The 25,851-nt window shown below is 58.5% G+C and carries 23 protein-coding genes; 15 read left to right on the top strand and 8 right to left on the bottom strand.

Annotation, left to right across the window (positions count from 1 at the left end; translation table 11 throughout):
• From atpD to ACI2KB_RS14800, 6 genes are all read left to right on the top strand, one after another.
• The coding region (atpD, locus tag ACI2KB_RS14825) for a F0F1 ATP synthase subunit beta (RefSeq protein WP_404635678.1) at nucleotides 1–951 on the top strand (951 nt) is incomplete at its 5' end.
• A gap of 44 nt (nucleotides 952–995) precedes the next feature.
• Nucleotides 996–1,421, top strand: coding sequence for a F0F1 ATP synthase subunit epsilon (locus ACI2KB_RS14820; protein ID WP_108236319.1), 426 nt, complete (start codon nucleotides 996–998; stop codon nucleotides 1,419–1,421).
• Between the two features lie 117 nt (nucleotides 1,422–1,538).
• On the top strand, nucleotides 1,539–2,906 hold the full coding sequence (glmU, locus tag ACI2KB_RS14815) for a bifunctional UDP-N-acetylglucosamine diphosphorylase/glucosamine-1-phosphate N-acetyltransferase GlmU (protein WP_404635676.1): 1,368 nt from the start codon (nucleotides 1,539–1,541) through the stop codon (nucleotides 2,904–2,906).
• 175 nt (nucleotides 2,907–3,081) lie between these two features.
• On the top strand, nucleotides 3,082–3,849 hold the full coding sequence (locus ACI2KB_RS14810; RefSeq protein WP_404635674.1) for a DeoR/GlpR family DNA-binding transcription regulator: 768 nt from the start codon (nucleotides 3,082–3,084) through the stop codon (nucleotides 3,847–3,849).
• A gap of 9 nt (nucleotides 3,850–3,858) precedes the next feature.
• Nucleotides 3,859–5,694 carry a glutamine--fructose-6-phosphate transaminase (isomerizing) gene (gene glmS / locus ACI2KB_RS14805; protein WP_404635672.1) on the top strand — a complete coding sequence of 612 codons (1,836 nt, stop codon included), beginning with the start codon at nucleotides 3,859–3,861 and terminating at the stop codon, nucleotides 5,692–5,694.
• 161 nt (nucleotides 5,695–5,855) lie between these two features.
• The gene (locus tag ACI2KB_RS14800) at nucleotides 5,856–6,599 is read left to right on the top strand and encodes a substrate-binding periplasmic protein (protein WP_404635670.1); all 744 of its coding nucleotides are present in this window, start codon (nucleotides 5,856–5,858) and stop codon (nucleotides 6,597–6,599) included.
• Between the two features lie 9 nt (nucleotides 6,600–6,608).
• Here the strand turns inward: ACI2KB_RS14800 and ACI2KB_RS14795 are convergent, their stop codons facing one another.
• Both ACI2KB_RS14795 and ACI2KB_RS14790 read right to left on the bottom strand, forming a co-directional pair.
• Nucleotides 6,609–7,541 (bottom strand): LysR substrate-binding domain-containing protein, encoded by a 933-nt coding sequence (locus ACI2KB_RS14795; RefSeq protein WP_404635668.1) that lies wholly within the window; start codon nucleotides 7,539–7,541, stop codon nucleotides 6,609–6,611.
• Between the two features lie 63 nt (nucleotides 7,542–7,604).
• Nucleotides 7,605–8,528: a DMT family transporter gene (locus ACI2KB_RS14790; protein WP_404635666.1), complete on the bottom strand. Its 924-nt coding sequence runs from the start codon at nucleotides 8,526–8,528 to the stop codon at nucleotides 7,605–7,607.
• Nucleotides 8,529–8,686: 158 nt separating this feature from the next.
• On the opposite strand from ACI2KB_RS14790, the gene gcvA reads away from it, so the two are divergent.
• The 8 genes from gcvA (at nucleotide 8,687) to sbnB (ending at nucleotide 17,346) form a co-directional block, all read left to right on the top strand.
• Nucleotides 8,687–9,595 carry a transcriptional regulator GcvA gene (gcvA, locus tag ACI2KB_RS14785; RefSeq protein WP_404635664.1) on the top strand — a complete coding sequence of 303 codons (909 nt, stop codon included), beginning with the start codon at nucleotides 8,687–8,689 and terminating at the stop codon, nucleotides 9,593–9,595.
• A gap of 288 nt (nucleotides 9,596–9,883) precedes the next feature.
• Complete coding sequence (locus ACI2KB_RS14780) at nucleotides 9,884–10,327, top strand: cupin domain-containing protein (RefSeq protein ID WP_404635662.1); 444 nt, start codon at nucleotides 9,884–9,886, stop codon at nucleotides 10,325–10,327.
• Nucleotides 10,327–11,835: a methionine--tRNA ligase gene (locus ACI2KB_RS14775; RefSeq protein ID WP_404635660.1), complete on the top strand. Its 1,509-nt coding sequence runs from the start codon at nucleotides 10,327–10,329 to the stop codon at nucleotides 11,833–11,835. The genes ACI2KB_RS14780 and ACI2KB_RS14775 overlap by 1 nt, the downstream gene beginning before the upstream one ends.
• A gap of 17 nt (nucleotides 11,836–11,852) precedes the next feature.
• On the top strand, nucleotides 11,853–12,977 hold the full coding sequence (locus tag ACI2KB_RS14770; protein ID WP_404635658.1) for an NAD(P)/FAD-dependent oxidoreductase: 1,125 nt from the start codon (nucleotides 11,853–11,855) through the stop codon (nucleotides 12,975–12,977).
• Nucleotides 12,974–13,921 carry an ABC transporter substrate-binding protein gene (locus ACI2KB_RS14765; RefSeq protein ID WP_404635656.1) on the top strand — a complete coding sequence of 316 codons (948 nt, stop codon included), beginning with the start codon at nucleotides 12,974–12,976 and terminating at the stop codon, nucleotides 13,919–13,921. Before ACI2KB_RS14770 ends, ACI2KB_RS14765 begins: the two co-directional genes overlap by 4 nt.
• Before the next feature lie 50 nt (nucleotides 13,922–13,971).
• Nucleotides 13,972–15,330 carry a SidA/IucD/PvdA family monooxygenase gene (locus ACI2KB_RS14760; RefSeq protein WP_404635654.1) on the top strand — a complete coding sequence of 453 codons (1,359 nt, stop codon included), beginning with the start codon at nucleotides 13,972–13,974 and terminating at the stop codon, nucleotides 15,328–15,330.
• Entirely contained in the window at nucleotides 15,327–16,346 is a 1,020-nt protein-coding gene (sbnA, locus tag ACI2KB_RS14755; RefSeq protein ID WP_404635652.1) for a 2,3-diaminopropionate biosynthesis protein SbnA, read from the top strand. The genes ACI2KB_RS14760 and sbnA overlap by 4 nt, the downstream gene beginning before the upstream one ends.
• Nucleotides 16,339–17,346 carry a 2,3-diaminopropionate biosynthesis protein SbnB gene (gene sbnB / locus ACI2KB_RS14750; protein ID WP_404635650.1) on the top strand — a complete coding sequence of 336 codons (1,008 nt, stop codon included), beginning with the start codon at nucleotides 16,339–16,341 and terminating at the stop codon, nucleotides 17,344–17,346. Before sbnA ends, sbnB begins: the two co-directional genes overlap by 8 nt.
• A 2-nt stretch (nucleotides 17,347–17,348) precedes the next feature.
• On the opposite strand, the gene ACI2KB_RS14745 is transcribed toward sbnB, so the two are convergent.
• Entirely contained in the window at nucleotides 17,349–17,510 is a 162-nt protein-coding gene (locus ACI2KB_RS14745; protein WP_404635722.1) for a hypothetical protein, read from the bottom strand.
• On the opposite strand from ACI2KB_RS14745, the gene ACI2KB_RS14740 reads away from it, so the two are divergent.
• Entirely contained in the window at nucleotides 17,454–19,151 is a 1,698-nt protein-coding gene (locus ACI2KB_RS14740; protein WP_404635720.1) for an FAD/NAD(P)-binding protein, read from the top strand. The genes ACI2KB_RS14745 and ACI2KB_RS14740 overlap by 57 nt on opposite strands.
• Nucleotides 19,152–19,214: 63 nt before the next feature.
• Here ACI2KB_RS14740 and ACI2KB_RS14735 read toward each other — a convergent pair whose 3' ends face one another.
• The 5 genes from ACI2KB_RS14735 to ACI2KB_RS14715 form a co-directional block, all read right to left on the bottom strand.
• On the bottom strand, nucleotides 19,215–19,829 hold the full coding sequence (locus ACI2KB_RS14735; protein WP_404635648.1) for a hypothetical protein: 615 nt from the start codon (nucleotides 19,827–19,829) through the stop codon (nucleotides 19,215–19,217).
• 252 nt (nucleotides 19,830–20,081) lie between these two features.
• Nucleotides 20,082–20,861 carry a substrate-binding periplasmic protein gene (locus ACI2KB_RS14730; protein ID WP_404635646.1) on the bottom strand — a complete coding sequence of 260 codons (780 nt, stop codon included), beginning with the start codon at nucleotides 20,859–20,861 and terminating at the stop codon, nucleotides 20,082–20,084.
• A gap of 166 nt (nucleotides 20,862–21,027) precedes the next feature.
• Nucleotides 21,028–22,320 carry a hypothetical protein gene (locus ACI2KB_RS14725; protein WP_404635718.1) on the bottom strand — a complete coding sequence of 431 codons (1,293 nt, stop codon included), beginning with the start codon at nucleotides 22,318–22,320 and terminating at the stop codon, nucleotides 21,028–21,030.
• Between the two features lie 5 nt (nucleotides 22,321–22,325).
• Complete coding sequence (locus ACI2KB_RS14720) at nucleotides 22,326–23,630, bottom strand: hypothetical protein (RefSeq protein WP_404635644.1); 1,305 nt, start codon at nucleotides 23,628–23,630, stop codon at nucleotides 22,326–22,328.
• Between the two features lie 447 nt (nucleotides 23,631–24,077).
• Nucleotides 24,078–25,697 carry a glucan biosynthesis protein D gene (locus tag ACI2KB_RS14715; protein WP_404635642.1) on the bottom strand — a complete coding sequence of 540 codons (1,620 nt, stop codon included), beginning with the start codon at nucleotides 25,695–25,697 and terminating at the stop codon, nucleotides 24,078–24,080.
• Between the last annotated feature and the right edge of the window lie 154 nt (nucleotides 25,698–25,851).

Here is a 25,851-nt window from a genome sequence, read left to right as displayed (position 1 = left end):
GAAGTCGGTCTGTTCGGTGGTGCCGGTGTTGGTAAAACCGTAAACATGATGGAACTGATCCGTAACATCGCCATCGAGCACAGCGGTTATTCCGTGTTCGCGGGTGTGGGCGAGCGTACTCGTGAGGGTAACGACTTCTACCACGAGATGAAGGATTCCAACGTTCTGGACAAAGTAGCCTTGGTATACGGCCAGATGAACGAGCCGCCGGGAAACCGTCTGCGCGTTGCTCTGACCGGCCTGACCATGGCCGAGAAGTTCCGTGACGAGGGTAACGACGTTCTGCTGTTCGTCGACAACATCTACCGTTACACCCTGGCCGGTACTGAAGTATCCGCACTGCTGGGCCGTATGCCTTCCGCAGTAGGTTACCAGCCGACCCTGGCTGAAGAGATGGGCGTGCTGCAAGAGCGCATCACTTCGACCAAACAAGGTTCGATCACCTCGATCCAGGCCGTTTACGTACCTGCGGACGACCTGACTGACCCGTCGCCAGCGACCACTTTCGCCCACTTGGACGCCACCGTCGTTCTGTCCCGTGACATCGCTTCCCTGGGTATCTACCCAGCGGTTGACCCACTGGACTCGACTTCGCGCCAGTTGGACCCGAACGTGATCGGCACCGAACACTACGAAACTGCTCGTGGCGTTCAGTACGTGCTGCAGCGTTATAAAGAGCTGAAAGACATCATCGCGATCCTGGGCATGGACGAACTGTCCGAAACCGACAAACAGTTGGTTGCCCGCGCTCGTAAGATTCAGCGCTTCCTGTCGCAGCCGTTCTTCGTGGCTGAAGTCTTCACCGGTGCTTCGGGTAAATACGTTTCCCTGAAAGACACCATTGCTGGCTTCAAAGGCATCCTCAACGGTGACTACGACCACCTGCCAGAACAAGCGTTCTACATGGTTGGCGGCATCGAAGAAGCGATCGAGAAAGCCAAGAAACTGTAATCATGGCGCCCGGAAACGGGCGCTCATCAGGTTGAGGCAGGCAAATGGCTATGACAGTCCATTGCGATATCGTCAGCGCGGAAGGAGAGATTTTCTCCGGTCTGGTCGAGATGGTGATTGCGCACGGTAGTCTGGGCGATCTGGGTATCGCTCCAGGCCACGCGCCGCTGATCACCGGTCTGAATCCGGGTCCGATCACGCTGACCAAGCAGGGTGGAGAGACCGAGGTGTTTTACATCTCCGGTGGTTTCCTTGAGGTTCAACCGAACATGGTCAAAGTGCTTGCCGATACCGTGCAACGCGCCAGCGACCTGGACGAAGCCTCTGCTCAGGAAGCCGTTAAGGCTGCCGAGCGCGCCCTGAACGAAAAAGGCGCAGATTTCGATTACGGATCTGCGGCTGCACGTCTGGCGGAAGCTGCAGCCCAGCTGCGCACCGTTCAGCAGATTCGCAAGAAGTTCGGCGGCTAAGGCCAACGTCTTTCATGTGCGATTGAGTAAAAGGGTAGCCTCGGCTACCCTTTTTCTTTTTCTGCGTCTTCCCGAATCATCTGCTCAGCCACGGCTGCGCCCGCTTGGAATCCTTTCATGTCACTCGATATCGTCATTCTTGCTGCTGGCCAGGGCACCCGCATGCGTTCGGCCTTGCCCAAGGTTTTGCACCCAGTCGCCGGTAACTCCATGCTGGGCCATGTTATCCACAGCGCTCGTGAGTTGTCGCCACAAAGCATTCAGGTGGTTATTGGTCATGGTGCGGATCTGGTACGTGAACGGCTGGCGGCTGACGATCTGAATTTCGTTCTACAAGACAAACAATTGGGCACGGGTCACGCAGTCGCTCAAGCAGTGCCCGTACTGAGCGCGGACACTGTGCTGATCCTCTATGGCGACGTTCCATTGATTGAGGTCGAGACCCTGCAACGCTTGCTGACGCTGGTCAATGATCAACAGTTGGGCCTGCTGACGGTCAATCTGGACGACCCAACTGGCTATGGTCGCATCGTGCGGGACGCTGACAATCGCGTCAGCGCCATCGTTGAACATAAAGATGCAAACGACGCGCAGAGGGCCATCAAAGAAGGCAACACCGGCATTCTGGCGGTACCAGGCAAACGCTTGGCGGACTGGCTGGGGCGTCTGTCCAACAACAACGCCCAAGGCGAGTACTACCTCACCGACGTTATCGCCATGGCCGTGAATGACGGCCTGACGGTGGCCACAGCACAGCCACAGGACGCCATGGAAGTGCAGGGCGCGAACGATCGCAAACAGCTTTCGGATCTGGAACGTCACTATCAACTGCGTGAAGCTCGTCGCCTGATGGCCCTTGGTGTGACCTTGCGCGATCCCGCTCGTTTCGATGTCCGTGGCCAAGTGACAGTGGGCCGAGACGTCATGATCGACATCAATGTGATTCTCGAAGGGCAGGTGGTGATTGAGGATGACGTGTCTATCGGCCCCAACTGCGTCATCAAAGACAGCACCCTGCGCAAGGGTGCGATCATCAAGGCCAATAGTCACCTGGAAGGGGCGGTCGTTGGAGAGGGCGCCGATGCTGGGCCGTTCGCGCGCCTGCGTCCTGGAAGCGTTATGGGGAATCGTGCCCATGTGGGTAACTTTGTTGAATTGAAGAACGCGCAGATGGGCGAGGGAGCCAAGGCGGGCCATTTGGCCTATTTGGGCGATGCAGTGATCGGGGCGCGCACCAACATCGGTGCAGGCACCATCACCTGCAATTACGACGGCGCCAACAAGCACAAGACCGTTCTGGGCGAAGATGTCTTCATAGGCTCCAATAACTCGTTGGTAGCACCTGTGGATATCTCGTCGGGTGCCAGCACAGCGGCCGGATCGACGATCACTCAGAATGTGGCCGTTGAACAACTGGCCGTGGCCCGTGCACGTCAGCGCAACATTGATGGCTGGAAGCGCCCGGTCAAAGTTAAAAAGCCCTGATTTATCCACAGCCCGAATCGGCCTGATCTCGACCCGCGTTCAGGCTTGATTCAATCCACAGGTGCTACCGTCGGTCATCCATCGACCTGCGACCTGTGCATTCGCGCTTGACGAATAACTTTCGATAGGTTTCTATTCGCTTCGCTATCTTTCGAAACGAAACTTAAAGTCGAAAATGTCGAAACGTAATACTCCCCAACGCCGTCACAACATTCTCGCCATGCTTGGTGAGCAGGGCGAAGTCAGTGTTGAAGCGTTGGCCAAGCGCTTCGAAACCTCAGAAGTTACGATTCGTAAGGACCTAGCTGCTCTTGAAAGCAATGGCCTGTTGCTTCGTCGCTACGGCGGGGCAGTGCCAATGCCTCAAGAACTGATCGGCGAGCCCGGCCAGCCGGTTTCCAGCTACAAACGCGCTATTGCCCAAGCTGCGGTCGCTCGTATCAGGGAGCATGCCCGAATCATCATCGACAGCGGCAGCACCACCGCCGCGATGATTCCCGAACTCGGTTTGCAGCCCGGCCTGGTCGTCATGACCAACTCCTTGCATGTGGCTAATGCCTTGGGTGAGTTGGAGCATGAGCCGGTGCTGTTGATGACCGGCGGCACATGGGACCCCCATTCCGAATCCTTTCAAGGCCAGGTCGCCGAACAGGTGCTGCGCTCCTACGATTTCGATCAACTGTTCATCGGTGCTGACGGCATCGATTTGCAGCGTGGTACCACGACCTTCAACGAATTGCTGGGCCTGAGCCGCGTCATGGCGGATGTCGCTCGCGAAGTGATCGTGATGGTCGAAGCCGACAAAGTCGGTCGCAAGATCCCCAACCTGGAGCTGCCGTGGAGCAGTGTCCATACCCTCATTACCGATGATCGCCTGCCTCAAGAAGCGCGCGACCAGATTCAGGCTCGTGGCGTGACGTTGATCTGCGCCACTGTTTCCTAGGAGAAGACCATGTGTGGAATTGTCGGCGCTGTCGCTGAACGTAATGTCACTGCCATCCTGCTGGAAGGCCTCAAACGTCTGGAATACCGCGGCTACGACAGCGCGGGTGTTGCGCTGTTCAGTAACGCCGGAGTGCTGGAGCGTCGTCGTCGTGTCGGCAAGGTGAACGAGCTGGAGCAATCGTTGGCAGGTGAGCCGCTGGCCGGTCGTCTGGGCATCGCCCACACGCGCTGGGCCACCCACGGCGCGCCACTGGAACACAACGCACACCCGCACTTTTCCAGCGGTGAGCTGGCGGTTGTCCACAACGGCATCATTGAAAACCACGAACCGCTGCGCGCCCGTCTGAAGGACCTCGGCTACCTGTTTACCTCGGATACCGACACTGAAGTCATCGTGCACCTGTTGCACCACAAGTTGCAGGACACTCCGGATCTGACCGCAGCGTTGAAAGCCACTGTCAAAGAATTGCACGGTGCCTACGGCCTGGCGGTCATCAGCGCCAAACAGCCAGACCGACTGGTCGCCGCCCGCAGTGGCAGCCCGCTGGTCGTGGGCCTGGGGCTGGGCGAAAATTTCCTGGCATCCGATCAACTGGCGCTGCGCCAGGTCACTGACCGCTTCATGTATCTGGAAGAGGGCGACATCGCCGAAATCCGGCGTGACAGCGTACAAATCTGGACCGCTGCCGGTTTGCCGGTCGAACGCGAAATCGTGCAATACCGTGAAGGCGCCGAGGCCGCGGACAAAGGCGAATTCCGCCACTTCATGCTCAAGGAGATCCACGAACAGCCGAAGGTCGTGCAACGCACGCTGGAAGGCCGACTGGGTCAAGAGCAGGTTCTGACACAAGCCTTCGGCCCTCAGGCCGCAGAGTTGTTCGCCAAGGTGCGCAATGTGCAGATTGTCGCCTGCGGCACCAGCTATCACGCCGGTATGGTTGCCCGTTATTGGCTGGAGGGTCTGGCAGGTATTCCGTGTCAGGTCGAAGTGGCCAGTGAGTTCCGCTACCGCAAGGTCGTGGTACAGCCGGACACGCTGTTCGTTTCGATCTCCCAATCCGGCGAAACCGCTGACACCTTGGCCGCGCTGCGCAACGCCAAGGAGCTGGGTTTCCTCGCCAGCCTCGCGATCTGTAACGTCGGTATCAGCTCGCTGGTGCGCGAATCCGACCTGACCCTGTTGACTCAGGCCGGTCCGGAAATTGGCGTGGCCTCGACCAAGGCCTTCACCACTCAACTGGTCGCCCTGATGTTGCTGACCCTGTCGTTGGGGCAAGTCAAAGGCACACTGCAAGCCGGTGTCGAAGCCGAGTTGGTAGAAGAACTGCGCCGTCTGCCGACTCGTCTTGGCGAAGCGCTGGCCATGGACAGCACTGTAGAGAAAGTGGCCGAACTGTTCGCCGAGAAGAACCACACCCTGTTCCTGGGCCGTGGTGCGCAATTCCCGGTGGCGATGGAAGGTGCTCTGAAACTTAAAGAGATTTCCTACATCCACGCCGAGGCCTACCCGGCAGGCGAGCTGAAACACGGCCCGCTGGCGCTGGTCGACAACGATATGCCCGTTGTCACCGTCGCCCCGAACAACGAGCTGCTGGAAAAGCTCAAGTCCAACCTTCAGGAAGTCCGTGCCCGTGGCGGCCAACTGATCGTCTTCGCCGACGAACAAGCTGGCCTGAACAACGGCGAAGGCACCCATGTCGTCGCGATGCCACATATCGTCGACGCCCTGGCGCCGATCCTGTACACCATCCCGCTGCAACTGCTGTCTTACTACGTGGCGGTACTCAAGGGTACGGATGTGGATCAGCCGCGTAACTTGGCCAAGTCGGTGACGGTGGAATAAGTTATCCACAGAGGGGGTGTCTGCAACACGCCGACATCCCATCAGCGCGTTATCCACACTGCTCAAACCGCCAGCCCTTCCCCGCGAACCCGCCTGCGTCAGCTATCGTCATAAGATCGGATGATCCGCACATCGACCGACACTTTCAGAAGGTAGAACACGTGAAATGTTCGGCATTTGCCTTGGTGCTGCTCTTTTCTCTGCTTATCAGACCCGCTGCCGCTGATCCTTATCAGATCGTGACGGAAGAATGGGCGCCGTATAACTACACCGAAAACAACCAGCTCACTGGCATGACCACAGATGTGGTGCGGGCGATCATGGGGTTGACTGGGGATAACTTCGAGACCGTGGTGCTGCCCAGTATGCGCAGCGCGAAGGTACTGAACAGTCGACCTCGGACCATTCTGTATTCGATGTTTCGCACCCCGGATCGCGAGCCGTTATACAAGTGGGTGGGGCCGATTGCCGAGGAGTCGATCTATCCCTATCAATTAGCCAGCGCCACGCCAGTCAACACCCTTGAGCAATTGATGCATGCGCCTCAAATCACGACGCGGATCGCGGGTTTGATCCCCAATACGTTGGAGGCCAAAGGCTTCACCAATCTGGACAAGAGCGCGACGGGCAGCGATCAGCTTTATCGCATGTTGTTGGCCGGACGCACGGATATCATCGTCGGCGACACCCCGGCAGGGGTCGTGTATTACAGCCATCAACTGAACATTCCACCGGCGACGCTGCGCAGAATTCCGGTTGAGCTGTATCGCTCATCGTTGTACATCGCGTTCAGCCCTGACTCGGAAGACAGCGTGGTAGCCGCTTGGGCGAACGCACTGGAAACGCTGCGCAGCTCGGGCGCTCTGGCGCGTATTCAGCGTCGGTATGACCATCTCGTTGAATGAAGAAGGGCTTTACGCAACCTTGATCAAGCCCTCGGCTTCGCGCGCCGAGCCTTTCGCTGTTTTGCCCGCCTGTTGCACGGCCCACTTCATGAATTCGACAATCGCCCACTCTTCTCGCCGCTCTTTCGCGCAGTAGACGAAGTAATCGAATTTCAGCTCGGACGTCGCGTGGGTGACTTGCACCAGTCGCCTGGAGCGTAGCGCTTCGGACGCAAAGACGTTATTCACAAGGGCGATGCCTTGGCCTGCGCAAGCAGCACTTATCAACAGGGACTCATCACCGTAGCTGGACCCCTGAATCATTTTGCGGTTGCTCACGCCAAATGCGTTCATCCACACCTTCCAGTAGTTGCGTTCGGTGTCCTGCAACAGTGGATAAGTCAGGCAATCCTGCGGGCTTTCGATGGTGCGCTGTTTGGTGAGCAGTTCCGGGCTGCACACCGGGATCAGGTAAGACGACCACAGGCGGGTGGCGTGGTTGTCGGGACTGGCGGCCATTTCGCGCTGGATCGAGATATCCACATGCCCGTGCTTGAGGTCGGAGAGGCCGTTGCAGATCTGGATCGAAATTTCGATGTTCGGGCAGCGTTCCTTGAAGTCCCCAAGGGCAGGAATGAGCCAGGAACTGGCGATGGTGGACGTGGTGCTGATGACCAGACGTGTTTGCCGGGGTTGTTTGAGTGCAGCGCCGGACCAGGCCTTTTCGATGACGTCGAAGGTGTCGGCCAGTTCGTCGTACAGGCTCCGACCACTGCTGGTGAGCTGAATGCCTTTGGCATCGCGTTCGAACAGGCGCTTGCCGATCTGATCTTCCAACCCTTTGATTTGCTGGCTGATTGCGGCGGGGGAAACGCAAAGGTGATCCGCCGCGCGTTTCATACTGCCCACTTTGCACACCTCGACGAAGGTGCGCAGTGCAATCAATGGGATCGCTCTGCTCATCGTACGTATTCCGTGTTCAGCAGTCGGAAGAGGGAGACTGTGGATAACTTACGAACCCGAAACTCAGGTCGTCGCGGGAGTGTCCTGGGTTTCCGGTGCGGGTCTGGGTTTGCTCTTGCTGAGCACGAACCACACCGCCAGGCAGATCAGGCCGCCGCCGTACAAGTGGCCGGCTGACAGGTGTTCATCCAGGAACATCACTCCCCAGAGCACGCCGAACGGTGGGATCAGGAAGGTCACGGTCAGGGAGCGCACCGGGCCAATGTCGGCGATCAGGCGGAAATACAGGATGTATGCGCACGCAGTACAGATGAACCCGACGGCCGCCAAAGACAGCCATACCGTGGCATCGCCCCAGCTGGCAGGCGGATTCACCACCGCCGAGATACCGAAGAACGGGGCCAGAAACAGCGTTGCGCCGACCTGACTACCGAAGGCGACCAGCTTCGCATCAAGGCCACCCTGATCGGCAATCCACTGACGCGTCAGGAAACCGGCTGCGCCGTAGCAACTGGTGGCAACCAGGCAAGCCAGCGCGCCCATGACCACGGTGCTGGTGAAGGTCATCGGGCCGGTGGTGGTCAGCAACGTTATCCCCAACAAGCCAATCAATACGCCTGCCGCTTTCTTCGGCGTCAGGGTGTCGTTGAAGAACATCGAGCCAATCAGCACGCCCATCAAGGGTGTGGTGGCATTGAGGATGGCGGAGTAACCGGCGGGTAATAACAGGGCTGCCATGCTGTACATCAGAAACGGAATGCCGGAGTTGATGACGCCCAGGATCAACGTGGCTTTGAACTTGCCGTTGAATTCATGATGCGTTTTGAGGATGGCCAGAATGACCAATAAACCGATGGCGCCCAACAGCACGCGAAAGAAGGCCGTCGGTAATGCGCCCAATACTGGCGCTGCCACGCGCATGAACAGAAAACTGGCTCCCCAGATCGCCGCCAAGAGCAGTAACCGAACATAATCAGATGGCCGCATGACACTTCCTTCCTGTCTTCAATGCGTTCAACAAAGCGGCTCGAAAAGTGTAGATTGACGCTTGTCGAGCCGGGGTGTGATGATTTCAACAGTGTCTTAAGCGTCGCTCAAGCGAGCTTTTCTAAAGCACATTAGATTTTCTTAACTCAAGGATTGGCATGAAATTCCCGCCCCTGTACGCCTTGCTGTGCTTTGAAGCGACGGGGCGTCACGCCAGCATGAAGAGTGCGGCGGGCGAGCTTTTCGTCACCCCGGCCGCGATCAGCCAACAGATCGCCAAGCTGGAAAAGGCCGTTGGCGTCACGCTGTTCATTCGCAACACCAAGCGTCTGGAGCTGACCCCTGAAGGCAAGATTTACCTGCGCGCCATTCGCCCGGCATTGGGGCAAATCTCGGACGCCACTCAGCGTTTGATGAACGACAACGGTCCCAACACCATCACCGTCAGCTGCACCAGCGGCTTTGCCATGCAGTGGCTGCTGCCCCGCCTTCCGGATTTTCAGGCGTTGTGTCCCGGTATTGAAGTGCTGATCAGCACCACCAACCGCTTGGTGGATTTGCTCGGCGATGGGGTCGATTTCGCCGTCCGCCATGGCTTGGGGCGTTATCCGGGGCTTGAGGTCGAGATGCTGATCAATGACCGTCTTCAGCCCGTTTGCGCGCCGAGTTTGTTGCCGGATTCCCGTTACCTGTCGTCCCCGATCGATCTGAAGAATTACAACCTGCTGCACGATGAACATCGCGAAGACTGGGCCTTGTGGCTCAGGGCCGTGGGTATCGAAGATGCTGAAGCGGCAGTGCATCGCGGCTCGGTGTTCGTGGATTCCAATGGCGTGATCGAGGCGGCGCTGGCGGGGATGGGTATCGCGCTCGTGCGCCGTTCGCTGATTCGTGAAGAGCTGGCATCCGGGCGTCTGGTGGTACCGTTTCGCGCCACCATCGACACGCCGATCGCGTATTACCTGGTCTACGACGAGACCGCCATCCTGCCCAAATCCAGCCGCCAGTTTCGCGACTGGCTGGTGTCCCAGGCGATTGCCAGCCAGCGGGAATTCACGACGCGCTAGTGTGCATAACCGTCCCCTACAGAAACTGCGTTCAGTTATCGGATGTTTATCGCGACAGTTAAGTCCTGCTTCAGTGTTCAGAATTAAAACACTCGTCAAGAAAAACACACCCAACCCTCTGATAAATATGCCGATTAAGCAAAGTTGAGTTAAGTCAAACTTAACCGTTGCTTGCGTATTTCTTGTTTGCTCCCTTTTGCGATTTTCTTCAGCTTATCCCTCAACTCGACGGCGTTGTTCAGCCGCTTAAACAACGGGCAGGGATGCTCCGCGCTGAAGGAGAACTTCATGACAGACTTTCAAATATTCCGGCCCATGGCGTGGGACAAACTGGTTCATGAATACGACCTGGACGGGTCCAGACTATTGCCCTGGGACGGTTACCCCACACCGATCGGAGGGGGCTGGTGTGTCGTGCGCCCGGGCACGAAATCGTTGTCGCACACCCAGATCGATCAGGAGTTTTTCATCGGCATCAAAGGCAACGCGAAGTTGGTGGTGGGCGATGAAACCTACCCCTTCACCATGGGCGATATCGCGGCCATTCCCAAACACACCGACCATTACGTCGTGAATGACACCGACGAAGACTTCCACTTTTATGTGGTCTGGTGGGATCGGGATTCGGCCAACCGCTTTCTCGATGAAGATGCGCAGCAGGCCATGGCGCTCAATGAGTTCGCTCTGCAAAAAGCGCCCATTCATGACGTCTCCGATCAGAGGGCTTCGTAATGGGCAAACTTCTGGTCACCATTACACCGCCCACACCCAATGGCGATTTACACATTGGGCACATGGCCGGGCCGTTTCTGGCTGCCGATATCTTCACTCGCGCCCAGCGCCAACGCGGCCATGACTGCACACTGGTGTCGTACTCCGACGACTATCAGTCGTACATGCTTCGGCGTGGAATCGAGCTGGATCGCGCGCCGCAGGAACTGGCACTGGAAAACACCGACAAGATCAACGACACCCTGGCCAAGATGGGGATTGAAGTTGATTTCTGGATGCGCCCTTATCGCAACAACTACTTCAAGAAGGCTGTCGAGGAAACCTACGAAGCCGCTGTGAAGGCAGGGGCCATTTACAAAAAGGTCAGCCAGGAGCCGTATTGCGAACATTGCGATAAATGGGGCTACGAGGCTTTCGGTCGGGGCAACTGTGATCACTGTGGTTCGGACTCCGACGCGAGCCAGTGCGAAGAGTGCGCGCACACGCCCAATGCGTCGAAGATGAGCGAATTCCGCTGCAAGTTGTGCTCGGGGCAAATGATCTGGAAGCCGGTAGAGCGCGAGTTTCTGGCGCTCTCCAATTTCCGCAGTCATCTGAAAAGCACCTTCGAGCACGCGCCGCTGCGGCCTTTCATTCGCCGCTTCTTGAATGAGGAATTCGAGATCGGCCCGATTGACTGGGCCATTACCCGCCCTCATGACGGCGGGCTGGACCTCAAGCCAGATGGCAGCCGACGCATCCACACGTGGGTCATGGGCCTGTCGGGTTATCTGGGCGCATTTCGCGAGTACCTGCACGAGCACAAACACGCGCCGTGGGAATACGACGAATATTGCCGTTCGGGCAAAGGCCGACTGGTGCATTTTCTCGGTTATGACTGCGCGTTCAGCCACATGATGGTGTACCCGGCCTTGTTGCAGACGATGCACGGCTATCGCATGCGTCAGACGTTCTACACCAACCAGTTTCTGACGTTGAATGGCAAGAACCTGTCGACCAGCCGCAACTACGCGATCTGGGCGCGGGACCTGGTGGCAGATGCCTGCACCGACAGCGCGCGGTTCTACCTGGCGTTGATTGCGCCTGAGCAGGACACCGACGATTTCGATGTGGATAAGTTTGCATCGTGGCGTGAGCACACGTTCAACGAAGTGCTGGTCAAGCTGGCCGCTCAGGCCGAGCGCGAGCGTGTCGACGGCGACAGCCTCAAAGTGTCCTCGGCGGATGCGGCGGCAATCAAGTTGTTGGTCGCTCGCTGGTTCGAGGTGACCTCGGTCGACCACTTCACCATGAAAGGCCTCGCGGTGCTGCTTTCCGACGTCATCAACGCGGCCCGTGATCGCCAGCTGCTCGGCAAGCGCATCCTGCCGTACATGGCCCTGATTGGGGCCATCGGCGCGCCCGTGTTCCCGGACCTGGCCCGGCAGATTCTGCGCTATTGCCGTTTCACCGAGAACGAGGTGTTTCAGCAACTGGTGTACGTCAGCGCCGTCGAGTACGAGATTTGATCGGGGGACATGCGCTGATGAAGACCTCATTCGATGTGATCGTGATCGGCGCGGGTGTCATGGGTGCGTCGGTTGCCGCTGCGCTGGTCGAGAGTGGCCTGGACGTCGCCTTGATCGAAAAGGGCATCGGTGGCGGACAGGGGGCGACGCGCGATACCGGCGGCATCGTGCGCGGGCTGGAACTGGACCCGGTTTTGCGTCCGCTGACCAGCCCCGCGTCCCGGCATGGCAGCACCGGCATCGTTCACGCCGTGTTCGAGCAGGCCCTCAAGCGTACCGGTGTGGCTTACATCGCCAGCCCTGGGGTCTGTGGAAAATACCTTGATGCGGTGGGCAGCGAGGGGACGCAGAACGTCGAACTGCACGCCTCGGTCAGCCCGTTGGATAACGGTCGCTTCTCGGCGTATTGCCCGGAAGAGTGCCTGTTGATCGAGCGCAATGGCGGCATCGTCGATGCACGGGTTGCGGTGTCGGGCCTTTGCCGTTACGTGCGGGAAAAGGCCGCTTTCATCGACCATCTGGCAGTGGATCGCTGCGTGGAACATGAGGGGCACGTTCAGGTGTTCGCGGGGCAACTGCGGCTGGAAGCCACGTGGGTGGTCGATGCGTGCGGTGCCAGTGGCCCGCTCGCCAGGCCTTATGGGGCGGTGCATGCGCGCACAATTCCTTTCACCCGAATAGGCTGCGATCAGTCGCCGAGCATGCCGGTCATCGCGCATCACCTGAACACCTACCTGCTGCCGTTGGGGCGTAGCGTGATTCAGGTGGGTGGGCAGCATCGGCAACGGGCAGAGCATGCCGATCAGTTGAATCTTGCGGTGCTGGACAACGAACAGGATGTGATCGAGCGCATCGCCAGGCTGGGTTACGACGCTCACCACAGCCTGCCGATCGTGACGCAAGTGGGCTGGGATGCCTACACCGATGACGGTCGGCCATTGATCGGGCGTTTCAGCCCTAACAGCCATATTTATCTGGCGACCGGCTTCTGCGGCATTGGCTTCAAGATGGCACCGAACGTCGCCGAACGCCTGGCTTACGAGTTAGGCAGCCTGATGGCCGGGGTGCAACTGGAAGCCAACCATCGCTCGATCATGCAGGCGTTCTGTCCTTCCCGGTTCACCGAGGTGGCCTTGTCATGATGCGCCTGGGAATCTGCGCGGCGCTGGACGTCGGCACGACCTTGCATGCACGGAGCTTTTTGCGAGGCGTTTATCTGTCCAGCCATCTGTTCAGCCATGTTCGTCGCGCTCAACACCTGTATTTCGATGACGGTGCCAGCGCGGATGGGGGACGGGCAGCGGCCAGGCGTTTCATCGATGCGCGGGTGGATGCGGTGATCGGCCACTTTGCGTCCGAGTCGGCGGCAGCCGTGGTAGAGAGTTATGCACAGGCTGGCATTCCGCTGATTCTCCCGGCCTCGACTTGCGCTGCGCTGACCGAGGACGGCAGTACGACGTTCCGTGTCTGTGCTTCGGATCGTGTGCTGGCCGGGCGCCTGTTGAAGTTCGCTGAAGCGCAGGGTCTGCGCAAGCTGGCGTTGTTCGCCGATCCAAGCCTGCATGGGCAGCGGCAACTGCACGAACTGGTGCAGAGCGCGCAGTTATCCACAGTGCGCATCGTTTCGGATACAGGTAATGCTGATGCGCTGGTGTTTTGTGGACGCCTGAAAGCCAGTCGCCAGTTCCTTGTGGAAAACCGCGCGGCCGGTTGTGAATTACCTCTGTTCTTTACCGATGACGCGGCTTCACCTGCGCTGGTCAGCGGCCTGGAACAGACCGGCAGGGTGTACGTCGTCAGTTTTCCTGTAGCCAGCGACCTGCCTGAAGCGCAGGCGGTCGACCTCACGTATCAACGCTTCTACGGCGAGCAGGCGCCGGTTTACGCCATCGAAACGCTGGCCGCCTTTTCGCTGGTCGATGTGGCTGCGCGTCAGCGGCGCGGCCTGCTGGATGCGTTGCGCTATGAAAAGTTTTCCACACCCGCAGGCCCCGTCAGCTTCAGCAATGGGGAAAACGATCACGCCCGGGTTTCGCTTTGGGTCTACGCCGACAAGCGCGTCCACGAACGACGGCTACTGAGTTGAACCGGGCCGACAGGCTCGCCACGTCTCTCAATCTTTCAGGAAGAACCACCATGAATCAGTTTGAAATCGAGGGTTTGCGTCAGGAGCTGGACGTTGCGTCGGTCGGCTTCGGTCCCGCCGGTATTGCGCTGGCCTGTGCGCTGGAAGACGAAGCGGAAGACAACGGCAAAAAGCCGTTTCAGCGAGTGAAGTTTTTCGAGAAGGGGCGCGACGCGACTTGGCATGGCGCATTTCTGCTGGCGGGGACGGACATCAATCACCACGTATTTCGTGATCTGGTGACCCCGCGTAACCCACGCAGCCGGTTCTCGTTCGCCATGTACCTCAAGGAGAAGGGGCGGCTGTACAAGTTTGGCCTGCTGGGGCGTCCGGCCAGTCGCGTGGAGTGGTCCGACTACATCGGTTGGGTTGCAGATCAGTTAAAGGATTATGTGTCCTACGAAGAAGGGGTTGTGGATATCTTGCCGGTCGCAGAAAAGGGCGTTCTGAAGGCTGTGGATATCGTCACCTCGGAAGGGACCTACCGCACCAAACGGCTGGTACTTTCCCACGGCAGCCTGCCCAAAATCCCTGAGGCCTTCAGCGCGCATCTGGGCGGTCGGGTTTTCCACACCTCCCAATACCTGAAGAACATTCACTTGGGTGGTGGTCCGATTGCCCAGCGCTGGCTGGTGTTGGGTTCGGGGCAAAGCGCAGGGGAAGCGGTGGCGCATCTGTTGGGCGCCGCGCCCACCACCCAAGTGCATTCGGTGCATCGTGGGGTGGGTTTCCGGGTGGGCCAGTTGGGGCAGTTCCCCAATATGGCGTTCCTGCCGGAGCAGGTTGATTACTTCCATCAACTGGAACCTGCGCGTCGCAACAAAGTATTCGACGAAATCCGCTCGACCAACTACGCAGGCATCGACGCTGATGAAAGTCAGGCGTTGTACTCGTTCATGTACGAAGGCGAGGTCAGCGGGCATCAACGGCTGAACTTACACATATGGTCCAACGTGGTGTCTGTGGAAAAAGTCGGCGACGCCTATTCCGTTCTACTGCGTGACAGCAACACCGGCCTTGAGACCACGCTCTATGTCGATGGCATCGTGCTCGGCACCGGTTATGAGCAACTGGCTGTGCCACCGCTGCTGACGTTGCTGCAACCCTGGTTGTTGCGCGATGAGGATGGCAGCCTGGCTGTGGACAGATCCTACCGGGTAGGTCTGCAAAACAGCGAAGGCTTGCAGATTCTGGCCAACGGCACATCGGAGAAAACCCACGGCATCAGCGATGCGCAATCGTTCTCGATGGTGGCGTTACGCGCTCAGCAATTGACCGATGCCTTGCTCGCCACCCAGCCACGGCAACTGGCGCCCGTGGTGGCCCATCCAAAACGCGCCGTGGCTGCACGCGCCGAGGCACGCCCATGAACTTCATTTCGCATATTGTCGGCGACTCGAATTTCGTTCGCCTCAAGGGGCTGGGCTTCGAGAACCTGCACCTGAAGCTGGAATCCTGCAATCCAGCAGGCTCGATCAAGATGAAGACGGCCATCGGTTTGATCGACTCTTATGCCGAGCGGCGACTTATCCACAAGGAGACCGTGTTGATCGAGTCGTCGTCCGGCAATCTGGGCGTGGCGCTGGCGATGATCTGCGCCGAACGTGGCTACAAATTCTGCTGCGTGGTCGATCCGAACACCAACCTGCACAACATCAAGATGATGGAAGCCTTTGGCGCCCAGATCGTGATCGTCACCGAGCGGGATGACAACGACGGCTATCTGGGCACGCGCATTCGCTATATCCGCGACACCGTCGCCCGTGATCCGCGCTACCTGTGGCTCAACCAGTACAGCAATCCGGCGAATGCCCGCACCCACGAGCAGACCACCGCCCGGTCGATTCACATCGCCTTTCCGGCGCTGGATTACCTGGTAGTGGGGGCGGGGACAACAGGGACATTGATGGGCTGCGTGCAATATTTCCGCAAGCATTCGCCGCGCACAAAGATCATCGCCGTGGACAGCGCAGGCTCGGTCACCTTCGGCCAGGCGCCAGGCAAACGCTACATACCGGGGCTGGGATCGAGCCAAATGCCTCCCATTTTTCGCGCCAATCACCTTCACAGGCAGCAAGTGGTCGATGAGCGCGCGACGGTGGCGATGTGTCGTTGGCTGGCCAAGTCCAATGGTGTTCTCGCGGGCGGTTCGACCGGAACCGTCGTCGCCGGGCTGGCCGCGCCCTCGGTGGGCATTCCCAAGGATGCGGTGATCGTGGCGATCTCGCCGGATGCAGGTGAGCGCTACCTGGAGACGATCTACAACGACGAGTGGGTCATGCAGAAATTCGGTCTCGCCGAGTTGTCGGCGCTTTCCTCGCAACCGATCAGTCGTTACCTCAAACAGTACGTGCATACGTTCGAAAGGGAGGAGGCCAATGTCTGATTTTCATGTCATCCCCGGCGCGGTGATCAAAGACATCCTCGATGCTCAGGCCCACTCAATGGTCACGCGGGTCGAACAGGTTTACCTGCAACACCATGACGGCCAGACCCTCAACCCGGACAGCTACTTTCTGCGTTTTCCACAGCAGCCTGCCAACCGCATCATCGCGCTGCCCGCGTCACTGGAAGGCGAGGATGCGGTGGCCGGGATCAAATGGATTTCCAGCTTTCCCGGCAACGTTCAGCAGCAGAAACCCCGTGCCTCAGCAGTCGTGATTCTCAACGACCGCGAGACCGGCTATCCCTTCGCGTGCCTGGAAGGCGCACAGATCAGTGCTGTCAGAACCGCAGCCTCGGCAGTGTCAGGCGCTTATTGGCTCAATGGTCAGTCGCATCACGTCGAATCTGTGGGATTTGTCGGCGCGGGCGTCATCGCCCGGAACATTGCCCGCATGCTGGCCGTTGAAGGCTGGGACATCGGGCAGGCGGTGGTGCATGACTTCGATGCGGCGTCGGCCGATGCCTTGAAAGGTTACGTCGAGCACATCGACTTATGCACAGCCCGCACCGGCTCGCTTGAAGAGGCGCTCGCTGCGGACCTGGTGATCTTTGCCACGACGGCGGGCGAACCTTACGTGAAGCCTCCGATGGCGTTTCGCGCCGGTCAGGTGGTGTTGAACATTTCTCTGCGCGATATCGCCCCCCAATTGCTGCTGGCGGCCAATAACCTGTGCGATGACGTCGAGCATTGTATGAAGGCCAACACCTCGCCCCACCTGACCGAGCAGCTCACCGGCAATCGCGATTTCATGAACGGCACCCTCGCCGGGCTGATCCGGGGCGAATTCACGCTTGATCCGGACAAACCCTCAATCTTCTCGCCGTTTGGATTGGGCGTGCTGGACCTGGCGCTGGCCAAGTTCATCGTTGACACCGCACTGGCCGAATCACGCGCTGTGGCCATCGATTCGTTCTTTGGAGAAACCCTGAGATGGAACTGAGTTCAGCGCTGCGTTTTGGTCGAAACACGTTCGAACGGCCAGTCTTCAATGATCGCGAGGCCGCCATTCGAATCGGCATCGTGGGCTGCGGTTCGCGCGGGCTGACCGTGCTCGAACGGCTCTGCGCGTTGGCTGGGCAGAGTGAGCGGCGGGTCGAGATTCATGTGTTCGACCCTCGCCAACCGGGGCCGGGACTGCACTCGGTGGAACAGCCCGACTGGTTGATGCTCAACACTGTGGCGTCGCAGATTTCCATGTTTCCCGACTCGGCTGCACTGGGTGGGCGCAGTGGGCGGCCGGGGCCGAATTTCTATGAATGGTGTCTGCGCTACAAGGCGACCGAACGCGTTGTCCGACCCAATGAATTCTTGCCTCGAGCGTGGTTGGGCGAATACCTGGCGTGGACGTATGAAGAGGTGATTCGAGCGCTGCCGGAGCACATGCAGGTTATTCATCATGCTCGCACTGTGGATAACATCGAACACATGGACCTGGGCGGGTTCGTGTTGTCCGCTGATGACGGGCGCAGCCATCGCGTGGACTGGTTGTTGATCACCGTCGGGCATGCCGATTCGCCCCGGCCAGTGGACAACCTTTTCGGGACGACGCAACGTTTAGGAGCTTATCCACAGGCTCAAGCGATGAGCCGTATTTCTTCCACAGCCGCAGTGGGCATCGAGGGGTTGGGCCTGTCAGCCATGGATGCCGTAGCGAATCTGACAGTGGGGCGGGGAGGGCGCTTCGTCGAAGGGCCTGAAGGGCTCGATTATCAACCGTCTGGGCGGGAACCACGCGTGTTCATGTATTCGCGTAGCGGGCTGCCTTATCGCACGCGGCCTGACATCGCACCTCATCGTGTCGGCGGTGCGCCACTGATATTCACGTTATCCACAGTGGCCGACCTTCGTGAGCGAAATCCCGATGGCCTAGACTTTGAAGCCCAGGTATTGCCGTTTATCAAAGCGGAAATGATCGCTGAATACTTCGGCATGGTGGCATCTTTGCGCGGCAAATCGTCCTTGCGTGTGAAATCTGAGATCGCGACGTCGTTTCTGCTGGGCGAAATGGGGGCCAAAGCTCAGGCGCTGTCACAGGAATTCGGCGTGCCCATGCCTGATGAAAGCCTCTTCAATCCCCGACGCACTCAAGCGCCTGTGGATAATTATTCACAGTGGGTGCAAGCCTTCATTCAGGAGGATCTGAAGGAGAGCATCGCTGATCTGGATCACAGTCCGATCAAGGCGGCGGCTGAAGTCTGGAGAAGTTGCCGTGAACAACTGCGTCGTGTTGTGGATAACAATGGTTTGACTCCGGAATCTCATCGCGTGTTCTTTGATGAATATGCCCCGCTGGTCAACAGGATGGTCGCGGGTCCGCAAAAAGAGCGTCATCAGGAGTTGCTGGCGCTAGCGAAGGCTGGAATTGTGTACTGGGTTCACGGCTCCAAAGTTATGCACAACTCCAGGACCGGTGAAACCTCGATTCAGCAGTCAGACACCGAGATCATCTCGCTGGAGACAGTCATTTGCGCCCACGTCAGCGACAGCCGACGCAGTGATGCGCAGCCTGAAATCATTCGCCAATTACGCGAGAGCGGTATTATCCACAGCCTCAATGCCGAGGGTGAGGGCGTTAGGGTCAACAGTGAAGGAAAGGCGCAGCCCAATCTGTGGATAACCGGGCCTATGGTGGAGGGGTCGACGTACTACAACCATTACGTGCCTTCGTCGGGGAGTTATTCACGGGCGTTCGTGGATGCGGACCGAATTGCGCGGGAGATGTTGGGGGTGGTGGTGACGGTGTGAATGCCGGTTCTGCCTGCTGCGCCTGCCGTTCGCTCAAAAGAGATGTTCTTGGCCCTTTTTCGTCTAGAAGGGCCTGTCTTTAATCGTATCCATCACTTGTTGCTCAATCAGCAGCCATTGGGCCGCGATGCTGCATCTTGCCTCGATCAGTTGTTGAATCACGTGAAAGTCTCTCAGCAGGTCCCTTGCGAAGATGGGTTCGTGATGAGCAATTCTGTTTCTGAGCATTCTGATAGAGTTCAAGTCGCCGAAAATTCTCTCCCGGTGTTCGGCGATGGTTTCTGTAGACATGAGGTTTGGCAGCACATGACGGAGGTGGGTATTCCAAATCCGGTCGTCGTGTCGGCTGGTGAACATCTTTTCCCAAAACACAAACTTGAGTTCAGCGATCACTTGTCCTGTTTTTTCCGTTCTCTGACGCACACATTGAAGATCCTTTAAGGCGTTGTAACCAGGCCCACTCTGCCGGGGGAGGCTTCGGTCAAACCCTGGATTCCACGGCCACTGTGGACCATGGACAGATTCAAGGGCGTCAGCGACCGCATTTCGCATCACCACTTCACAAATGTGGAGAGGGGTGAGAAATGCACCACAGATTCGTGCGTTCCACGCATACAGTTTCAATGCTGCTGAAATGTCGTGCCCCGCGGCCAAGGCGCGGGCTTCATACGTGGACATTCTTGATGGAGACAAAGCGGCTTTGACTGCGCATGATTTCTGCATTGACTGGTAAGACCTACATCCATATAGTTTCCGCACTAGCCACGGGATACGCGGGTGCTAGCACCTCCCCCCGAGGACAGACGAAGCAAAAAAGAACCCCGCCGTTGGCGGGGTTCTTCGTTTTCGGCGCCGAATTATACGCCCCTGTTTTTGGCCTCGATGGGGGAGAATCGCCCGATTTTCCATCGTGCCTTGTCAGACTTTTCCCTAACACCCTTTCCCCGCCCCCGCACATTTCAACCCCGCATTCCCCGGCAAATACTGCCGTCTGATGTTCTCCAGTTCTCCGCTGGCACGCAGGGTGTCGATGGCGCGATTGATCTGAGGCAGCCATTGCGCGAGTTCGGGTTGAAGTTTGATCACCAAGGGCGCTTCGCTGAGTTTGGCGCCTTGCTGGAACTGGGCGGGGTCCAGATGGTTGCTGGCGACCAATGCGTCGAAGATGTCGTCGACGATGGCGATGGCGTCGACGCGTCGGCTTTGCAACAGCTTGATCAGAGCGTCGTCCTGTGAGGTTTCCAGCCGTTCGATGCGGTGCATTTCAAGGGCCGGGTCCAGCGCCCAGTAGGTGTAGCCGCGCACCATGCCGACGGTGAGGTGGTTCATCTGCTCGATGGGGCGTTTGCGGTCGGGGTGGTCGGCGAGGAAGTACAGGTGCTCGTTGACACTTGAGTAGGGCTTGGAGAACACGAAATGACGCTGTTCTTCGGGGCTGTTCCAGATCAGCGCATCGGCGTAATTGAGGTCGATGTCGCCCTTTTGCAGCATTGATTGCAGGCGATTGACCGGGTAGGTCACGAACGTGACGTCGACCTTGGCAATTTGCATCACGCGCCGGGCGATGTCGACGGCCAGCCCCTGTAAATGGCCGTTGGCGTCTTCATAAGCGTAGGGCTTCCATTGCGCACTTCCGGCAACGTAGGGATCTGCCCACGCGGGCAACGCGCACAGGTAGAGCAAACACCCCATGATCAGTTTGCGTCCCATCCCCATACATTCCCTCGGTCATGGGTTCCCGTTAAAGGAGACCTAGCCTAGCAGCGGCAGATGTCCAGTATGTGTCGTAATGCCACTATTTGCCGAAGGATTCACGAAAAACCATGAAAAAAGCCCGCGCTGACAGAGCCAGGCGGGCTTCGGGTGATTGGGACGTTCAGGATCCAGGGCTCAGGCGAATGATTTTCGGGAACTCGGTCAACGTGACCGGGGCGCTGCATTGGTCGCCATTGCAGTTCCATTGCTGCCCGCTGTTAGCCATTCCCCGATCCGGCTTTTGGGTGTCGAGCATTCGCAGCGGGCCGTTGTCCATGGCGCTGGCACCGACACTCTCCAGGCGTTCACGCCCTGAGGCCCACGCCACCAGAATCCGCTCGTGGCCGTCGGTGAATGCCAGTTTGTAGACATTGTCGGTTTGCAGGCTGTGTGCAGCGTCGTAGCTGAAGTCACTCAGGTACGGACTGATGGCCTTGAGCACGGCGTAAGCGGGTTTTGGATTCAGGTCGATGTCGAGCAAGCCGAAGTTGTGCTCCTGATCGTCCCTTTTCGTGCCGTCGTTGATCAGGTCGTACCACCACATGCCTTTGATGTTGGGGAGGGTGCGCGCCAGGAAATACGCCCGCGCCAGATATGCAGCTTGACGAGGCGTATCGACGCCGCAGTTGCCTTCGTGGCTGGGCCAGCTCATTTCCGTCAGGTACAGCGGCACCTGTTTGCCTGCTTTGGCGCTGATGCTGCGATCCACGCCTCGCATCCACTCGATCCAGCTTTCTGGCGTGTTTCGATCGCGGCCTTCGCAATGCACGTAAGGGTGCAGCGAAATCCCGTCCGCGTACTTGAGCACGCCGCATGCGACGATCCGATCGATGAACCCGGCTTTGATACCCGCCGTGGTGGCCGCGCCCGCCAGCACTTTGGCCTGTGGATTGTTTTTGCGAATGATGGGTGCGGCGTCCCGTACCAAGGCCACGTAGTCGCTGCTCAGTCGCGGGTCGGACGGCCCGTCGACATCCCATTCGTTCCACACTTCATAGAACTTCACCGGGTTGCCCAATTGGCGAGTGATGTAGTCGACGTAGTTCAGGTAAGGGATTTTCACCTCGGGTTTGCGCGGCTTGGCGCCTCCCGTGAACACCGATCCATAGCCGAGGATGATCATCGGGTTCAGGTTCAGCCCTCCCGCCTTGGCCATCCATTGGCGCCATTGCGGGACGACGCGCAGTTGGCCGCGGATCGGTTCGGCGGTAGACCAGAATGCGTCATCCCGGATCGAACTCGCGCCCGCGATGCTCGCCAGTTCCAGGCTGCGCAGCGGCTGGTTCGGGTTGTTCATCGAATGGGTGGCGACGCCCACGATGAAAGGGTCTGCCACGGCAACGCCAGCGCCGAAAAGGCAGGACAGTAACAGCAGGCCTACGCGGCCAATACTCAATGCGCTCATGCGGGAAATGCTCTTCAGCTCAAACCTGGCAGGCCGCGCCACTGGGCGGCCTCAACTGGCTTTGGGGCACTGGCTTTGACCTGATATCTCGCTGCCAGCGCGTGCCCGATGGCCATGCCGAGGAACAGGTTGGCGAGGGTCACTTCCAGCGTGTCCGTGGTCCAGCTGACGATGCAGATGCAGAACCCGGTCGCCAGCATCGCCCGCCCGTAACGCGTGGTGCTGTTCGCGAGGGTGATGAACAGCGGGATATGCAAGGCATAGAGAAACAACCCGGCCACACCAAAGATTGCCCACAGGTAGACCACGGTGCTGTCGGAAATGGCGAACAGGTCCGCGCCCGGAATGGGGTATGCCGCGACCGAACTGCCCACCAGCCCAAAGCCTGCGCCTGTGTATTCGCGGTCTTCACGAATCAGCTCGTTGATCACGGTTGGCCAGGTGTTGACGAGCCGGTCATAGATCGATGACAGCGAGCTGGCGGCCGACACTTTGTTCGGGTCGAAATCGAACATCATCGCCGCGAACGGCAGCGACATCCCCAGTAGCACGGCGAAGACAATCGCGCCGCGGGTGGTCCAGCGAAATTGCAGAATCATCATCAGCCCTGCCGCCCCGGCCAGCGCCAGGACCGGTGCCTTGCTGGTGGTCAGCACCACGCCCGCCAGCCCCACGGCAAAGATGCCCAGTGCCAGGAGTCGGGAGCGCACGGTCGCCATCAGGTACAGGCTGAAAATCGAAATGATGATCGCCAGTGCACTGGAAATCCGCGCAAAGCCCGCAGGCCGGTCGGCGTCCTCGGAGGCCCAACTGGTATTGGCGCTCAATTCGGTGCCGCCGATGGAGTAGCTATAACCCTTCCACGGCAGATTGGAGTATTTGTCCAGCGCCAGCCCCGCCAGCGAGGCACCGAGGGCAAACACAATCGCCCACATGAACAAGCGCTTGTGACGAATGATTTGATCACCGCAGGTCAGCCCGAACAACAACGGGGCAATGCCATAGAGCGCGAACGCAAAATTACCGAAGCCCGCGCCATTGAGCGTCGCCCAGGCCGCTGACAGCAGCAGCGCGATGAAACTCAGCCACAGCGCAGGTCCTGCCTTGAAACTGCGCAGTTCCAGCGCGAAGAACAGCAAACAGGCGACTTTCGGCACGTAGAGCAAAACCGACACTCCGGCCTTGTCCAGATAAAACCGTAGCGCGCCGGAAAAGGTCTCGACAAGGATCAGACTGATCGCGACGACGACAATGGCGGTGGATTTGTCGAACGACATGATCGAAGGCTTTTCAACGTAAACGGGGGAAGGCGACATCATGGTTACAGCCCCTCGGGAGCGCTGGAAGTGATCGGCAGGCGCAGCAGCGAACAGGAAAGTGAGATCTGTGAGGCAAAGCTACCGCTCATCGAAGTCGGCGCAGGCCGTCGATTGGGGTGGAAGTCGTTGTGTGTTGGAGGGCCGTTGCGGGAGGGTGTGGCCGTGAAAGGTCCCTCTGGAACGGCGTGACAGGGGATATATCAGCCTCAGAATTTGGGGCTGTCAACTAAATAGTCAAATTTTCGGCCATTTGTCAGAGATCAAAAGATTCGTGTGTTGTAACTTATTGAATTTATTGAAGGCGTAAAAATTGACGCTATTAAACAGAAGAAAAAATGAGTCATAGCCCAAGCTGTCTATGACTCATTTTTGTAACAGGTAGATTGCCTGTCGTCGTTATCGGAATTTTGACGACCCCTGTGGGAGCGAATCACCTTTTGCCGCGGATCAGGTGTACTTGCGCTTATCCGGTGCAGGCGGGAAGTACTGGTACAGCCACGTCTCGCTCAAGGTCCGGTCGCCGGTCTTGATGAACATGCGCATTTCCACCGGGTCGACCGAGTCGTTGGTCGGGTACCAGTCGAAGGTCACGCGGAAGCCCTTGATGTCCGGCAGTACGAGTACGTTGAAGTCCTGCACCTTGCCATTGGAAACCGTGACCACCGGCTCGATGCCAGCGCCTTCGGGCAGTCGATCGATCCCGCCGCCGTTGAAGTCGACGGCAAAACGCCGTGCCCAGACGTCCGGGTAATGCTCGCCCGGTGCCCAGCCTTCGATGAAACCGCCCATGCCCGAGCGGGTCGCGTGGACTTGTGCCAGCGGCGTGCTCACCGGCGGCAGCGGGCTCCAGTAGAGTTTGTAGCCGTAGTTCATCGACATTCCGGCTTTGACCGGCACTTTCGGGTTCCAGAACGCGACGATATTGTCCAGCGTCTCGCCCGTGGTCGGCAGTTCCAGCAGGTCAATGGAGCCTTCGCCCCACGGTGTGGTCGGCTCGACCCACAGGCTTGGCCTGCGGTGGTACCAGTCGACCGTGTCTTGGTAGGTCTTGAAGTCATGGTCGGTCTGCACCAGACCGAAGCCTTTCGGGTCTTTGTCGGCGAAGGCGTTGAATTGCAGCTTGGCCGGGTTGTTCAGCGGGCGGCAGATCCACTCGCCGTTGCCGCGCCACATCGCCAGACGGTCCGAGTCATGGATTTCGGGGTGAATCGTGTCGCACATGCGACGCTCATGGGTGCCGCAACTGAACATGCTGGTCATGGTCGCAATACCCAACTGCTCAATGTCGGCGCGAGCGTTGATGTGCGCGTCGATGTCCATGACCACGCGTTCGGCCTGGCAGTCGATGTCGAAGCGATAGGCGCCCGTGGCGCTCGGCGAATCCAGCAGCGCGTAGACCACGAAGCGGGTGGCGTCCTTGGTCGGTTTCTCGAACCAGAACTTGGTGAAGTCGGGAAACTCTTCCGGCTTGTGCGCATAGGTGTCGATGGCCAGACCGCGGGCGGACAGTCCGTACTGCTTGTTGCTGTCGATGGCGCGGAAGTAGCTGGCGCCGAGGAACGACAGGATGTCGTTGATGGCGATTTCCGGGGCCTTGAACAGTTTGAAACCGGCAAAGCCCAGGTCGCCTTTGAGCTGGCTTTGATCGATGCGACTGGCTTCATAGTTGAACAACTCTGGGCGGAAATGCACTTCGCGCGCCTGGTTTGTTGCCGGGTCGACGCTGTACATGCGCACCGGGGTTTTGAAACCTGCGCCGACATGGAAGAAATGCACGTCCAACTGGCCCTTCACGTCGTTCCAAAGGGAATGGCCAGCGTCGTATTTGATCGCGTTGAATTGTTGCGGTGTCATGTTCGCCAGGGTTGGCGGCAGGTTCTGCTTGGTGCTGACGTAGGCTTTGCCCGCCATTTGCTTGGCGAGGTCTTGCAAGGTCTTGAAGTCGAAATGTTCGATGTCGCCGTCTGCTGCTGCCGCCAAGGCACGTGCTGCGTAGAGACCCGAGGCGGGCAGCACGCTATAGGCTGCCAGCGCCATGGAAGCTTTCAGTAGATTCCTGCGATTCATAAGGTGAAGCCTCTGAAGAAATGCTGTGCCTTCCTGCACATGGACGTGCGCTTTCCCAATCCTTGCCGAACGCAAATTACCAACAACACAGATAACAATCTCGGCATCTTGTTCGCAAAAAAGAGAAAAAATCGTTTCAGGGCACTTCGTGCGA

Source organism: Pseudomonas sp. NPDC088444, assembly GCF_044900175.1.
Lineage (GTDB): Bacteria > Pseudomonadota > Gammaproteobacteria > Pseudomonadales > Pseudomonadaceae > Aquipseudomonas.
Note: the sequence above shows the minus strand (reverse complement) of the source record. Positions and strands in the feature narration are given on the sequence as shown.